This is a genomic window from Micromonospora sp. C97 (genome assembly GCF_018070385.1).
Taxonomy (GTDB): domain Bacteria; phylum Actinomycetota; class Actinomycetes; order Mycobacteriales; family Micromonosporaceae; genus Micromonospora; species Micromonospora parva.
On sequence record NZ_JAGPXU010000010.1, the window covers coordinates 35,768 to 49,282 of the forward strand.

Annotated in this window: 12 protein-coding genes; 11 read left to right on the top strand and 1 reads right to left on the bottom strand. The window is 73.0% G+C overall.

Annotation, left to right across the window (positions count from 1 at the left end; translation table 11 throughout):
• The first annotated feature begins 169 nt into the window (after positions 1–169).
• Together KBX26_RS15805 and recG are read left to right on the top strand one after the other, a co-directional pair.
• The gene (locus KBX26_RS15805) at positions 170–1,783 is read left to right on the top strand and encodes a DAK2 domain-containing protein (RefSeq protein WP_210865761.1); all 1,614 of its coding nucleotides are present in this window, start codon (positions 170–172) and stop codon (positions 1,781–1,783) included.
• Positions 1,780–3,978 carry an ATP-dependent DNA helicase RecG gene (recG, locus tag KBX26_RS15810; RefSeq protein WP_210865762.1) on the top strand — a complete coding sequence of 733 codons (2,199 nt, stop codon included), beginning with the start codon at positions 1,780–1,782 and terminating at the stop codon, positions 3,976–3,978. Before KBX26_RS15805 ends, recG begins: the two co-directional genes overlap by 4 nt.
• A gap of 163 nt (positions 3,979–4,141) precedes the next feature.
• Here recG and KBX26_RS15815 read toward each other — a convergent pair whose 3' ends face one another.
• Positions 4,142–5,107 carry an LPXTG cell wall anchor domain-containing protein gene (locus tag KBX26_RS15815; protein WP_030335292.1) on the bottom strand — a complete coding sequence of 322 codons (966 nt, stop codon included), beginning with the start codon at positions 5,105–5,107 and terminating at the stop codon, positions 4,142–4,144.
• A gap of 395 nt (positions 5,108–5,502) precedes the next feature.
• On the opposite strand from KBX26_RS15815, the gene rsmD reads away from it, so the two are divergent.
• From rsmD to KBX26_RS15860, 9 genes are all read left to right on the top strand, one after another.
• Entirely contained in the window at positions 5,503–6,066 is a 564-nt protein-coding gene (gene rsmD, locus KBX26_RS15820) for a 16S rRNA (guanine(966)-N(2))-methyltransferase RsmD (protein WP_030335291.1), read from the top strand.
• Entirely contained in the window at positions 6,063–6,545 is a 483-nt protein-coding gene (gene coaD / locus KBX26_RS15825; protein ID WP_030335289.1) for a pantetheine-phosphate adenylyltransferase, read from the top strand. The genes rsmD and coaD overlap by 4 nt, the downstream gene beginning before the upstream one ends.
• Before the next feature lie 275 nt (positions 6,546–6,820).
• On the top strand, positions 6,821–7,318 hold the full coding sequence (locus KBX26_RS15830) for a hypothetical protein (protein ID WP_030335287.1): 498 nt from the start codon (positions 6,821–6,823) through the stop codon (positions 7,316–7,318).
• A 109-nt stretch (positions 7,319–7,427) separates the two neighbouring features.
• Positions 7,428–7,991, top strand: coding sequence for a DUF177 domain-containing protein (locus KBX26_RS15835; RefSeq protein WP_030335285.1), 564 nt, complete (start codon positions 7,428–7,430; stop codon positions 7,989–7,991).
• A 5-nt stretch (positions 7,992–7,996) separates the two neighbouring features.
• Entirely contained in the window at positions 7,997–8,170 is a 174-nt protein-coding gene (gene rpmF, locus KBX26_RS15840) for a 50S ribosomal protein L32 (protein ID WP_030335284.1), read from the top strand.
• A 114-nt stretch (positions 8,171–8,284) separates the two neighbouring features.
• Entirely contained in the window at positions 8,285–9,268 is a 984-nt protein-coding gene (locus KBX26_RS15845) for a phosphate acyltransferase PlsX (RefSeq protein WP_210865763.1), read from the top strand.
• On the top strand, positions 9,265–10,185 hold the full coding sequence (gene rnc, locus KBX26_RS15850) for a ribonuclease III (RefSeq protein ID WP_030335280.1): 921 nt from the start codon (positions 9,265–9,267) through the stop codon (positions 10,183–10,185). The genes KBX26_RS15845 and rnc overlap by 4 nt, the downstream gene beginning before the upstream one ends.
• Positions 10,178–11,035 (top strand): bifunctional DNA-formamidopyrimidine glycosylase/DNA-(apurinic or apyrimidinic site) lyase, encoded by an 858-nt coding sequence (gene mutM, locus KBX26_RS15855; protein WP_030335278.1) that lies wholly within the window; start codon positions 10,178–10,180, stop codon positions 11,033–11,035. Before rnc ends, mutM begins: the two co-directional genes overlap by 8 nt.
• A gap of 220 nt (positions 11,036–11,255) precedes the next feature.
• Positions 11,256–13,475, top strand: a complete 2,220-nt coding sequence (locus KBX26_RS15860) for an MMPL family transporter (RefSeq protein WP_210865764.1) — start codon at positions 11,256–11,258, stop codon at positions 13,473–13,475.
• The last annotated feature ends 40 nt before the right edge of the window (positions 13,476–13,515 follow it).

Sequence of the window (13,515 nt, forward strand, 5' to 3'; positions counted from 1 at the left end):
GTGCCCCGGCTCACGCCTGGTCGTGGGCCCGTCCGCCCGACGGTGGGCCGGCCCGGCGGCAAGGCTACCGGAGCGGTCCGTCCCCGCCGTGGCCAGTGCCGACCCGGGGCACGGCGGACACGCCGGACGAGTCCGACGGGTGTCGGTGTGCGCCAGTAGGCTTCTGCCCGTGCTGGACACCCTCGACGCCGCCGCGGTCCGCCGCTGGTGTGCGGGCGGGTTGGCCGCACTGAAGCGTCACCAGGGCGAGATCGACCAGCTCAACGTCTATCCGGTGCCCGACGGCGACACCGGCACCAACCTGGTGCTCACCCTCACCTCGGCACAGCAGGCCCTCGCCATGGATCTGGACACCCTGCCCGACAGCGGGCCGACCGCGCACGGGCACGCGCTGCGGCTGATGGCCCAGGGCGCGCTGCTGGGCGCGCGGGGCAACTCCGGGGTGATCCTCTCGCAGATCCTGCGGGGTTTCGCCGACCAGGTCGCCGGGATGCCGGCGGTGCGCGGCCGGGAGTTGGCCGCCGCGTTGCGCTCCGGCACCGCCGCCGCGTACACGGCGGTCTCCCGGCCGGTCGAGGGCACACTGCTCACCGTTGTCGCGGCCGCCGCCGCGGCGGCCGAGGGCGCGGACAGCGACGACCTGCCGGCGGTGGCCGGCGTCGCGGCCCGGGCGGCGGCCGAGGCGCTCGCCCGGACCCCGGAGCAGCTGCCGGCGCTGGCCCGCGCGGGCGTTGTCGACGCCGGTGGCCGAGGGCTCTGCGTGCTGCTCGACGCCCTGGTCGAGGTGCTGACCGGGGAGAGCACGGCCCGGCCCGCGCCGCCGCCGCGCGCCGCCCGCCCGGCGGCCACCGTCGCCCGCGAGACCGGTTCCGACGAGTACGCGTACGAGGTGCAGTTCCTGCTCGATGCCCGAGCCGAGGCGGTCGCCGGGTTGCGCCGGGCCCTGGACGCGTTGGGGGATTCGCTCGTCGTCGTCGGCGACGGGCGTGAGCCGGAGGGCACCTGGAACGTCCACGTGCACGTCAACGACGTGGGCGCGGCGGTCGAGGCCGGGGTCGCTGCCGGCCGCCCGTACCGGATCTCGGTGACCCGTTTCGCCGACCAGCCGGAGCCGCCCGCCGGCCCGGCGGTGACCGGCCGGGCCGCGGTGGTGGTGGCCACCGGTGGCGGCATCGCCGAGCTGTTCGCCGCTGAGGGGGCCACAGTGGTGCCGGGCAACCCGTCCACCGGTGAGCTGCTCGACGCCGTGCGCAGCACCGGCGCGGCCCGGGTGGTGGTGCTGCCCAACGACGCCAACACCGAGGCGGTGGCGAGCGCGGCGGCCCGCGAGGCCCACCGCTTCGGCATCAAGGTGAGCGTGGTGCCGACCCGCTCGCCCGTGCAGGCGTTGGCCGCCCTCGCGGTCCGCGACGGCGACCGCCGCTTCGAGGACGACGTGATCGCGATGGCCGAGGCGGCGGGCGCCTGCCGCTACGCCGAGGTCTGCCACGCCAGCCGGGAGGCGCTGACAGTGGCCGGCCCGTGCCGTCCCGGTGACGTGCTGGCGCTGGTGGAGGGGGAGGTGCACCTGATCGGCACCGACCTCACCGACACCTGCGCGGCGGTGGTCGACCGGATGCTCGGCGGTGGTGGCGAGATGGTCACCCTGCTGGCCGGGGCGGACGCCCCGGCCGGGCTCACCGATGCCGTCCGCGCGCACGTCGCGCGACGCTGGCCGTTCGTCGAGGTGCACACGTACCCGGGCGGCCAGCCGTTTTATCCGCTCCTGGTAGGGATCGAATGAGCGAACCAGCCACTGTGGACACTCCGCTGAAGAAGCTGGTCGGGGAGAAGACAGCCAAGGCGCTGGCCGCACACCTCGACCTGCACACCGCGGGTGACCTGGTCTACCACTTCCCGCGTCGCTACGACGAGCGTGGTGAGCACACCGACATCCGCTCGCTGGACGTCGGTGAGCAGGTCACCGTGCTGGCTCAGGTGCAGCGCACCGCGGTGCGCCCGATGCGTCAGCGGCGGGGCAACCTGCTGGAGGTGACCGTCGGCGACGGCTCCGGCGGGGTGCTGACGTTGACCTTCTTCGGCAACCAGGCGTGGCGCGAGCGGGAGCTGCGCCCCGGCCGGTGGGGGCTGTTCGCCGGCAAGGTCACCGAGTTCCGGGGCAAACGGCAGCTCAACGGCCCGGAGTACGTCCTGCTCGGCGAGGGTGGCGACGGCGAGGCGGCGGCCAACGACGACATCGAGGAGTTCGCCGGGGCGCTCATCCCCGTCTACCCGGCCGCCGCTGCCGTGCCGACCTGGGTGATCGCGCGCTGCGTGCGCGTCGTGCTGGACACGTTCACCCCGCCGGACGACCCACTGCCGAACGCTGTGCGGGCCGGTCGCAAGCTGGTCGGGTTGGGCGCCGCGTTGAGCGAGATCCACCGGCCGTCCAGCAAGGAGGCGCTGCACCAGGCGCGGCGGCGACTCAAGTGGGACGAGGCCTTCGCCGTCCAGGTGACCCTGGTGCAGCGCAAGCACCGGGCGGCCGACTGGCCGGCCCGGCCCCGCCCGGCACGCCCGGGCGGGCTGCTGGAAGCCTTCGACGCCCGACTCCCGTACGAGCTGACGGCCGGTCAGCGCGAGGTGGGCGTGGAGATCGCGGCGGACCTGGCCGCCGGGCACCCCATGCACCGCCTGTTGCAGGGCGAGGTGGGCTCGGGCAAGACGGTGGTGGCGCTGCGGGCGATGCTCCAGGTGGTCGACGCGGGCGGGCAGGCCGCGCTGCTGGCGCCCACCGAGGTGCTGGCCGCCCAGCACCACCGCGGCATGCTCGACCTGCTCGGGCCGCTCGGTCGGGCCGGCGAGTTGGGCTCCGCCGAGCACGCCACCCGGGTCGAGCTGGTCACCGGCTCGCTGGGCGCGGCGGCCCGCCGCCGGGCGCTCGGCGAGGTTGCCAGCGGCGCGGCCGGCATCGTGCTCGGCACCCACGCCCTGCTCTACGAGGGGGTCGACTTCGCCGACCTGGGCCTGGTGGTCGTCGACGAGCAGCACCGCTTCGGCGTGGAGCAGCGCGACGCGCTGCGGGCCAAGGCCGACCAGCCGCCGCACGTGCTGGTGATGACGGCGACCCCGATCCCGCGCACCGTGGCGATGACGGTCTACGGCGACCTGGAGGTCTCCACGCTCTCCCAGCTGCCCCGGGGGCGGTCGCCGATCGCCTCGCACGTGGTGCCGGCCGCCGAGAAACCGGCCTATCTGGACCGGGCCTGGCGGCGGCTGCGCGAGGAGGTGACCGCCGGGCACCAGGCGTACGTGGTGTGTCCGCGCATCGGGGACGGCCCTGGCGCCGAGGAGGAACCGCCACCCGAGGACGACAACGGCCGGCGGGCGCCGCTGGCGGTGACCGAGGTGGCCCCGCTGCTGGCCGAGGGTCCACTGCACGGCCTGCGGATCGGGGTGCTGCACGGTCGGCTGCCGGCCGACGAGAAGGACGCGGTGATGCGGTCCTTCGCGGCCGGCGACCTGGACGTGCTGGTGGCGACCACAGTGATCGAGGTCGGCGTGGACGTGCCGAACGCGACGGTGATGATCGTGCTGGACGCCGACCGGTTCGGTGTCTCCCAGTTGCACCAGTTGCGGGGCCGGGTCGGCCGGGGTGCCGCTGCCGGGCTCTGCCTGCTGGTCAGCGAGGCGCCGGAGGGCTCGTCGGCGCGGGAGCGGCTGGACGCGGTGGCGTCCACGAGCGACGGTTTCAAGCTCGCCGAGCTTGATCTGGAGCAGCGCCGCGAGGGCGACGTGTTGGGTGCCACCCAGTCCGGGCACCGCTCGCACCTGCGGTTGCTGTCGCTGCGACGCGACGCCGACCTGATCCGCGAGGCCCGCGCCGAGGCGATCACCCTGATCGAGGACGACCCGGAGCTGACCCGCAATCCGGCGCTGGCCGCCTCGGTGGCCGCACTTGTCGACGAGGACCGCGCGGAGTACCTGGAAAAGGGCTGATCACGCGCCGCCGTGATCCACTCCAGTTTCATGAAGCCGGGGTATCCCGTCGACAGGGATACCCCGGTTTCCATGATGTCGCGTCGATCAGGCAGGCCACTACACGGCTGAGGGCGCGCCGACCGGGTGGTCGACGCGCCCTCAGGTGTCAGAGCGGGTTGTCTCAGGCGGTGAAGCGAACCCGACGACGGCGGGCCACCACGAACAGGGCGGCACCGGCGGCGAGCAGCACCACGGCGCCGGCGATGATGCCGCCGGTCGCGGCACCGGTCAGCGGCAGAGCCGGCTCGTCCTTGTCGCCGCCACCCTGACCCGGGGTGCAGTCGGCCGGCTTCTCCCACGCGATCGGCGCGGTGTCGTCCAGGCCCTCGGCGGCCGGCGTCACGACGAGACCCTCGGTCGCGTCGAAGGAGACGGAACCGGTCTCGCCCGGCTTCACGACGAGCGTCTTCACCTCGCCCTTGTTCGGGGTCAGGGTGAGCGTGACGGTCTCACCGTCGGCGGGGTTCTCGATCGTGAAGGTGAGCTTGTCGCAGGTCGACTCGACCGAGCCGACCGGCTCCGCCGGAGCCGGGGTGGCCGGCGGGGTCGGGGTCGGGCTCTGGGCCGGCGGCTGGCTCGGCGACGGAGAGGCGGTGGTGGGGGTCGGCGTGGGGGTCGCCGGTGCGCTGGGGGTCGGGGTGCTCGCCGGCGGCGTGGTCTCTGCCGCGCAGGTGCCCTTCGGCTCGGCGGCGACGGTCCGCGACTCGGTCACGATCCGGTCGGTACGCACCCATCGCGCCTCGACGGTCAGCTCGACCGTCGGCCGCTTCGTGTCGAAGGTGTGCGCCTGGGTGCCGGTGAGGAAACCTTGGCCCTTCGCCGGCAGGGTGGCGTCCTTCGCCAGGTCGCCGGTGAAGTCACCCGGGACGGTCGACTCGAGCTTGGTGATGGTCGCGTCGATGTTCTCGCTGTTGCCGACCGTCCAGGTCACCTTGACCTGGCCGTCGGAGGTCAGGCAGTAGGTGCCGGAGGGCTCGGGGTGGTGGGCGCTCGCGGGGCTCGCGAGGGTGCCGACGCCGGCGAGGCCGATCAGCGCACCTGCGGCGATGGCCGCGACGCGCCGGAACGGAGACTTGGGAGGGTTCACGCCTGCTCCTGGTGAGGGGGGTACGGATCGCGTGGCGGGAGGCCGGGAGACGTGGTGACCGGGGAGTCACCTGCTCACCGGGGCGTCGCGACGCGGTGGTGTTCCCGCGGCGAAAGCGGGGACAGGGGGAGACTGTACTGATGGGTGGTTAATGAGGGGAGTTCAGATCATTGCCATCCGGCAATGTAGTCGATTCGTGATCTTTGATGAACCGAAGGTGTCCGTCCGATCACTGGGGACCGTCCTCGCGCCGCTGCTGCACTGTGGATTCCGGGCTTGCGTGGCTGCTCAGTCGCGCCGCGTCGTCGCCGGCTGGCCGGCTCCCCGGATCCGCGCCGTGCTGACCGGGCCCGCGTCGCATCGCGTAGCGTCGCGGGCATGAGCAGGAGGAAACGGTGACCCGGATCGTGGCCGGGACGCTCGGTGGCCGGCGGATCGCCGCGCCCCCCGGCGCCGGCACCCGACCCACCTCGGACCGGGTCCGGGAGGCGCTGTTCAGCGCCGTCCAGGCCGACGTCGATCTCGACGGCGCCCGCTTCGCCGACCTGTACGCCGGCTCCGGCGCGGTCGGGCTGGAGGCGCTCTCCCGGGGCGCCCGGCACGTGCTGCTCGTCGAGTCCGACCCGCGGGCGGCCCGGGTGATCCGGGAGAACGTCGCGGCCCTGCGCGCCGGCCCGGCGGCCCGTCTGGTCACCGGCAAGGTGGCGACGGTGCTGGCCGCCGGGCCGGACGGGGAGCCGTACGACGTGGTCTTCGCCGACCCGCCGTACGCGGTGCCGGACGAGGAGATCACCGCGATGTTGGCCGCGCTCGTCGACGGCGGCTGGCTGGCGCCCGACGCGTTGGTGGTGGTCGAGCGGTCCCGCCGCACCAGGGAGTTCGACTGGGTGGAGGGGATCACCGCCGAGCGCAGCCGCCGTTACGGCGAGACCACCCTTTGGTACGGTCGCCGATCATGAGACGTGCGGTGTGTCCCGGTTCGTTCGACCCGGTCACCAACGGACACCTCGACATCATCGGGCGGGCCAGTCGGCTCTTCGATGAGGTCATCGTCGGTGTGCTGGTGAATCAGTCGAAGAGTGGCCTGTTCACCGTCGAGGAGCGCATCGAGATGCTCCGCGAGGTGACCTCGTCGTACGGCAACGTGCGGGTCGAGTCGTTCCGCGGGCTGCTGGTGGACTTCTGCCGGGCCCAGCAGGCGAGCGTGCTGATCAAGGGTCTGCGGGCGGTCAGCGACTTCGACTACGAGTTGCAGATGGCCCAGATGAACATCGGTCTGGCTGGCGTGGAGACGCTCTTCATGCCGACCAATCCGCTCTACTCGTTCCTGTCGTCGAGCCTGGTCAAGGACGTGGCCAAGTGGGGTGGCGACATCTCCGCCCACGTCCCCGACCCGGTCCGCGAAGCGCTCCAGGCCCGTCTGGGCCCCCGCCGCTGAGCCGATCCCGCACCACGCGGCCCTGTCCGACCCCCTCACTTCCCGCGATCTTGCACTTATGGTTCCCGGATCGCTCCTTCTGAGGCGATTTGACGCAACAGGAAGTGCAAGATCGACGCCGATGATGGGGACGCGGGGGGTGACTATGTCGCGACTCGCCGGGATGGGGTGAGTGGGGCGGCGGTGGGGCGGGCACGACATGATTGGTGGCGCGGGGAACGGCCGTAGCCCGCATCATGGAGGTCGGCCGACGAACGACAGGAGTGAGGTAGCCGGTGGACCCGCTCGATCGCATCGACGAACTGATCGCCATCCTGGAGCAGGCCCGCTCCGTCCCGATGTCGCGCAACAACTGCATGGTCGACCGGGGTGAGATGATCGCTGCCCTCGACGAGATGCGCGCCGATCTCCCCGCCGACCTGCGTCGTGCCGCCGCCCTCCTGGAGGAGCGCGACAAGATCATGGAAGCCGGCAAGCGCGAGGCGGACCGGATCATCAGCGAGGGTGAGGCAGAACACGCCCGCCTGGTCTCGGTGAACGAGATCACCGTGTCCGCCGAGCACGAGGGTGCCCGGATCATCGGTGAGGCCCGCGCCGAGGCGCAGCGCCTGCGGGAGGAGGTCGACGACTACGTCGACACCGCGTTGGCCAACTTCGAGCAGTTCCTCACCCGGGCGCTGGCCTCGATAGAGCGCGGCCGGGACAAGATGCACGCGCTGCGGGAGATCGGCACCTTCGCTGGGGATGAGGCGGAACGCCCGCTACCCTTCTGAGCGGCACCTCACCAGCCGACTTCTCAGGCGGGCGTCGCCCCCGGTTCGACGGTCCGGCGGTCGTCCAGGTAACCTTTTTTGTCGGCCTCTCACCGGCCGGAGTCTAACTATGCCCAAGCACTCGCCATCGACACTCAACCCCAGGTCGCCGCTGGTCCTCGACACGAGGGACCTGCCGCGTCGCCCTGGCGCGTTGCGTGAGGTCCAGCGGGTCGTGCCGGCACCGGCGGACCTCGGTGTGGAGTTGATCGGCGTGCCGGAGGGCGCGGACCTCGACCTCGATCTGAGGTTGCAGTCGGTGTCCGAGGGCGTGCTCGTCTCCGGGACCATCACCGGTCCCGTCCGGGGCGAGTGCGGCCGTTGCCTGCGCGAGATCAACGACTCGATGGCCGTGACGATCCAGGAGCTGTACGCGTACGAGGACAGCACCACGGACGCCACGACCGACGAGGACGAGGTGGGCCGGATGCAGGGCGATCTGATCGACCTGGAGCCGGCGCTGCGGGACGCGTTGGTGCTCACGCTGCCGACCAACCCGCTCTGCCGGGAGGACTGCCCAGGACTGTGCCCCGAATGTGGGGCGCACTGGGACGATCTGCCGGCCGACCACAGTCACCAGCAGATCGACCCGCGTTGGGCGGGCCTGTCGCAACTGACCGTTACAGAGGAGTAAGAACCGTGGCCGTCCCGAAGCGCAAGATGTCGCGCAGCAACACCCGGTCCCGCCGGGCGAACTGGAAGGCGACCGTGGTCGCGACCGTTGCGTGCCCGCAGTGCAAGTCCCCGAAGCTGCCGCACGCCGCCTGCTCCGTCTGCGGCACCTACAACGGCCGCCAGGTTCTCGAGGTCTGACCTGGACGCCGAGTGACGCCCCCGACCCCAGGTCGGGCGGCGCGCGCATCCTGGCATTCGCCCGGTGCTCCGGCTCCCTCCGACGCCGGCCGGCCTAACCCGGCCGGCGTTCCGGTGGAGCCGGGCGCCGCGCGGATCGCCGTTGACCTCCTCGGCGGGGACGACGCTCCCGCCGTCGTGGTTGACGGCGCTCTGCGGGCCATGCGCGCCGACCCTGACCTGCATCTGCTTCTCGTCGGTCCGACCGAGGTCGCCGACGAGCTGATTGCCGCCCTCGATCCGGCGCAACGCGCCCGGATCACCGTGCGGCCCGTCCGCGATGTCGTCGGCATGGCCGACCATCCCAGCGCCGCCCGCGCCGAGAGCACCGTCCGGGCCGCGGTCACCGCCGTCCGGGACGGGACCGCCGACGCCCTGGTCTCCGCCGGCGCCACCGGTGCCACCGTCACCGCGGCCGTGCTCGGCCTCGGCCGGTCACCGGAGATCCGCCAACCTGCGCTGGCCGCCACCCTGCCCGCCGTGGCGGGGCCGGTCGTGTTGCTCGATGTCGGCGGCTCCCTGGAACCCCGCCCGGCCACCCTCGCCCGGCACGCCGTGCTCGGCGCCGCCTACGCGGCGGTGGCCCACTCGATCGCCGCGCCCCGGGTCGGGCTGCTCTCGGTCGGCACCGAGGCCGGCAAGGGCGACCGGGTTCGCCGCGCCACCGACCCGCTGCTCGCCGTCGAACCGCTGCCCGGTGGGGCGCACTACGTCGGTCTGGTCGAGGGGTTCGACGTGGCCCTCGGCGCGCGCGCCGATGTCGTCGTCACCGACGGGTTCACCGGTAACGTGCTGCTGAAGGCCATTGAGGGCGCGTACGCGATGGCCGGCGGCCCACCCGCGCAGGGCGGCGCCCCCCGCGCGGCGGCCCTGTTGGGTGTCGTCGGGACGGTGGTCGTCTGCCACGGGTCCGCCCGCGCCGACGACGTCGCCTCCGGCATAGCTCTCGCCGCCCACCTGTGGCGGCGGCGCGCCACCGATCTGGTCTCCGCGTTGCTCGACGGCAACGCCGCGACGAATCGCACCGATCGCTCCACCGACACCGAGGTACGCACATGAGCAACGACAAGCGGCGGCGGGCGTCCGTCGGTCACCTGGAAGCCGCCTTCGGCGTGAGCCTGGAACCCGAGCTGCTCCAGCGCGCGTTGACCCACCGGTCGTACGCGTACGAGAACGGCGGGCTGCCCACCAACGAGCGGCTGGAGTTCCTCGGCGACTCGGTGCTCGGCGTGGTGATCACCACGGCGCTCTTCCACAACCACCCGGATCTGCCCGAGGGGCAACTCGCCAAGCTGCGGGCCAGCGTGGTCAACATGCGGGCGCTCGCCGACGTGGCCCGCGGTCTGGGCCCGGAGGGGCTCGGCGCGTACCTGCTGCTCGGCAAGGGTGAGGAGACGACCGGTGGCCGGGACAAGGCGAGCATCCTCGCCGACACGCTGGAGGCGCTGCTCGGCGCGATCTACCTGCAGTACGGCCTGGACACCACGGGGATCGTCATCCACCGGCTCTTCGACCCGCTGATGGCCGAGTCGGCCGGTCGCGGCGCCGCCCTGGACTGGAAGACCAGTCTCCAGGAGTTGACGGCGGCGCTCGGGCTGGGCGTGCCGGAGTACCGCATCGAGGGCACCGGCCCGGATCACCTCAAGACGTTCACCGCCTGGGTGGTGGTGGCCGGCAACCGGTACGGCGGCGCGGAGGGGCGCAGCAAGAAGGAGGCCGAGCAGCGGGCCGCCGAGGCCGCCTGGCGCACGCTCGCCGAGCAGAACGACCAGAACGGCGACGATGGCCAGGATGGTCGGGCCGGCGACCGCCAGAACCAGCCGACCGACCGGGACGACGCGGCCGACCGGGGTGAGCCGTTCGGGCCGCTGGAGCGTGCCGAGCGGGCCGCTTCGGCCGAGCAGGCCGACCACCTGGCGCAGGCGCTGCCGGCCGGGGGCGCCGACGGCCACGAGACGGGGCCGGCGCGTGCCTGAGCTGCCCGAGGTGGAGACCGTCCGGCAGGGGGTGGCCCAGTGGGTCGTCGGCCGGCGGATCGCCTCGGTCGAGGTCCGTCATCCGCGTGCGGTCCGCCGGCACGCTCCCGGCGACGTGCACTTCGCCGACGTGCTCGCCGGCCGGACGGTGCTGGACGCCCGCCGTCGCGGTAAGTACCTGTGGCTGCCACTGGACAGCGGTGACGCGATCGTCGGGCACCTCGGCATGTCGGGTCAGCTGCTGCTCCAGCCACCCGGCACAGTGGACGAGACCCACCTGCGGGTCCGGTTCCGGTTCAGCGACGACGGCCCGGAGCTGCGCTTCGTCGACCAGCGCACGTTCGGTGGGCTCTCGGTGAGCGAGGGCGGCGCCGAGCTGCCCGACGAGATCGCACACATCGCCCGCGACCCGATGGACCCGGAGTTCTCCGACGCGGCGTTCGTCGCGGCGCTGCGCCGCCGGCACACCGAGGTGAAGCGGGCCCTGCTCGACCAGACCCTGATCTCCGGGGTGGGCAACATCTACGCCGACGAGGCGCTCTGGCGCGCCCGGCTGCACGGCACCCGACCCACCGACGCGCTGACCGCTCCGGCCGCGCAGCGCCTGCTCGGTCACGTCCGCGACGTGCTGGCCGAGGCGATCAAGGAGGGCGGCACCAGCTTCGATGCCCTCTACGTCAACGTCAACGGCGAGAGCGGCTACTTCGACAGGGCGCTCAACGCCTACGGCCGCGAGGGCGAGCCGTGCCGCCGGTGCGGCGCGCCGATCCGCCGGGAAGCGTTCATGAACCGGTCGTCGTACAGCTGCCCGCGCTGTCAGCCACGGCCCCGGGGGTCCCTTCGGGGATGACCCGGAGCCCGCTCGGGGCGCCGCCGGCGGGTCGCGGCGGGTCGCTCCGGGCTGGACCCCGGGGTACGCCCGGATCGCGGGCTGACGCCCGCGGAACGCACCCCCGCTCCCGGTCCGATGGTTCCAGGGTGGGCCGGGGTCGATCCCCGATGTGACCGCCTCGTCGCGCACCTAGCGTCAGCACAGTTGACCGGGGGCTGACGTGACAGGGGGATCCGAGATGGGCAGAAGACCGGTGACGGTGCGGCTGGCGCGGTGGAGCGCCGAGCACCCGTGGCGGGCGATCGCACTGTGGGCCGTGTTCGTGGCGGTGTGCTTCGTCGGCGGCAACGCCGCCGGACTCAACGAGGCCACCAACAGCGACCAGGCGATCGGCGAGGCGGGACGGGCCAGCCTGATCGTGGACGCCGGTGACTTCGCCGACCCGGCCGTGGACAACGTCCTGATCACCTCCACCGGTGGTGCACTGGACCAGGCGGCGGCGAAGGCGGCGGCCGACGACGCGGCGGCCCGGCTGCGTACCGTCGCCGGGGTTGCCGGGGTGGGCCAGCCGGTCACCGCGCGGGACGGCTCGGCGCTGTTGCTGCCGATCACCATGTCGGGCGACCCGGAGACCGCCTCGGAGCGGGTGCAGCCGCTGCGGGACGCCACCGCAGCCGTGCAGGCGGCGCACCCCGAACTGCGCGTCGAGCAGGTCGGCGGGCCGTCGATCGGTCAGGCCCTCGACGACACCCTGGGCAAGGACTTCAAGCGCGCCGAGCTGCTCAGTCTGCCGGTCACCCTGGCGATCCTGATCATCGCGTTCGGCGCGCTGATCGCGGCGAGCGTGCCGGTGCTGCTGGCGCTCTCCTCGGTGGCCGCCGCGATGGGTCTGTCCACCCTCGCCTCGCACCTGGTGCCGGCCACCGACACCACGGCACCGGTGATCCTGCTGATCGGCATGGCGGTCGGTGTCGACTACTCGCTGTTCTACATCCGTCGGGAGCGGGAGGAACGCGCCAAGGGCCGGTCCGGGCTGGACGCGGTGGAGATCGCCGCGGAGACCTCCGGGCACGCCGTGGTGGTCTCCGGCTTCGCGGTGATCATCTCGATGGCCGGGCTGCTGCTCGCCGGCGATGTGGTCTTCTCGTCCCTCGCCATCGGCTCGATCCTCGTGGTGGCCGTCGCGGTGACCGGTTCGCTGACCGTCCTGCCCGCGCTGCTGGCCCGACTCGGCCGCTGGGTGGACCGGCCCCGGGTGCCGCTGCTCTGGCGACTCACCGCGCCGCGCACCGGCCGGCACGGTGGACCCCGCGCGCCCCGGCTGTGGCCCGCGGTGCTCCGGCCCGCGCTGCGCGCGCCGGTCGCGACGCTTGTCATCTCGGTCGGGCTGCTGCTCGCGCTGGCCGCGCCGGCGCTCGGAATGAAACTGAAGTTCCCCGGCATGGAGGACCTGCCCCGCACGACCCCGGCCATGCAGGCGTACGACCGGCTCACCGCGGCCTTCCCGAGCGCCGGGACCAATCACGTGGTGGCCGTCCGGGCGCCCGCCGACCAGGCCGACCGGGTACACGCCGCCCTCACCGACCTGTCCGCCCGGGCGGCCGGCGATCCGCTGTTCGCCCCGGCCGAGGCGGACGGCCCGAAGATCGAGGTGTCGGCCGACCGACGGGTCACGGTGCTGGACGTGCCGACCCCGTACGCCAGTCGCGACGACCGGTCCGTGCAGTCGCTGGAGAAGCTGCGCGGCGACCTGGTCCCGGCCGAGCTGCGGGGCATCCCCGGCATCGAGTACGCGGTGGGCGGGGGCGTGGCCGACAGCGAGGACTACGCACAGCACGTGCGGGACAAGTTGCCGCTGGTCATGGGCTTCGTGCTGGTGCTGACCTTCCTGGTCATGGCGTTCACCTTCCGGTCGGTGGTCATCGCGGCCAGCTCGATCGCGCTGAACCTGCTCTCCGCCGGTGCCGCGTACGGCCTGCTGGTGCTGGTCTTCCAGGGCGAGTGGGCGCAGGGGCTGCTGGGCTTCACGTCGATGGGCGCGATCGTGTCCTGGCTGCCGCTGTTCCTCTTCGTGGTGCTGTTCGGCCTCTCGATGGACTACCACGTCTTCGTGGTCAGTCGGATCCGCGAGGGCGTCCGTTCCGGCCTGGCCAACCGTGACGCCGTGTCGTACGGGATCACCTCGTCGGCCGGGGTGGTGACCAGCGCGGCGATCGTGATGGTCGGAGTGTTCTCGATCTTCGCCACGCTGAGCACCATCGACATGAAGCAGCTCGGCATCGGTCTGGCGGCGGCGATCCTGCTGGACGCCACCATCATCCGGGGCGTGGTGCTGCCGGCATTGATGACCATGCTCGGCGACGCCAACTGGTGGGCCCCGCGCTTCCTGCGCCCGCGCCCGCCGGCCGCCCCGGCCGACCCGCCGGCCCCCGCGCCGGAGTTGGTGCCGGTGCCGTAACCCCAGCCGGGTACCGCCCCCGCGGCCCCCGCCCGCTGCT

Coding starts and splice junctions, on each gene's coding strand:
- KBX26_RS15860 (WP_210865764.1), top strand. CDS start 11,256: ATGGGCAGAAGACCGGTGACGGTGCGGCTGGCGCGGTGGAGCGCCGAG.
- recG (WP_210865762.1), top strand. CDS start 1,780: ATGAGCGAACCAGCCACTGTGGACACTCCGCTGAAGAAGCTGGTCGGG.
- coaD (WP_030335289.1), top strand. CDS start 6,063: ATGAGACGTGCGGTGTGTCCCGGTTCGTTCGACCCGGTCACCAACGGA.
- rnc (WP_030335280.1), top strand. CDS start 9,265: ATGAGCAACGACAAGCGGCGGCGGGCGTCCGTCGGTCACCTGGAAGCC.
- KBX26_RS15835 (WP_030335285.1), top strand. CDS start 7,428: ATGCCCAAGCACTCGCCATCGACACTCAACCCCAGGTCGCCGCTGGTC.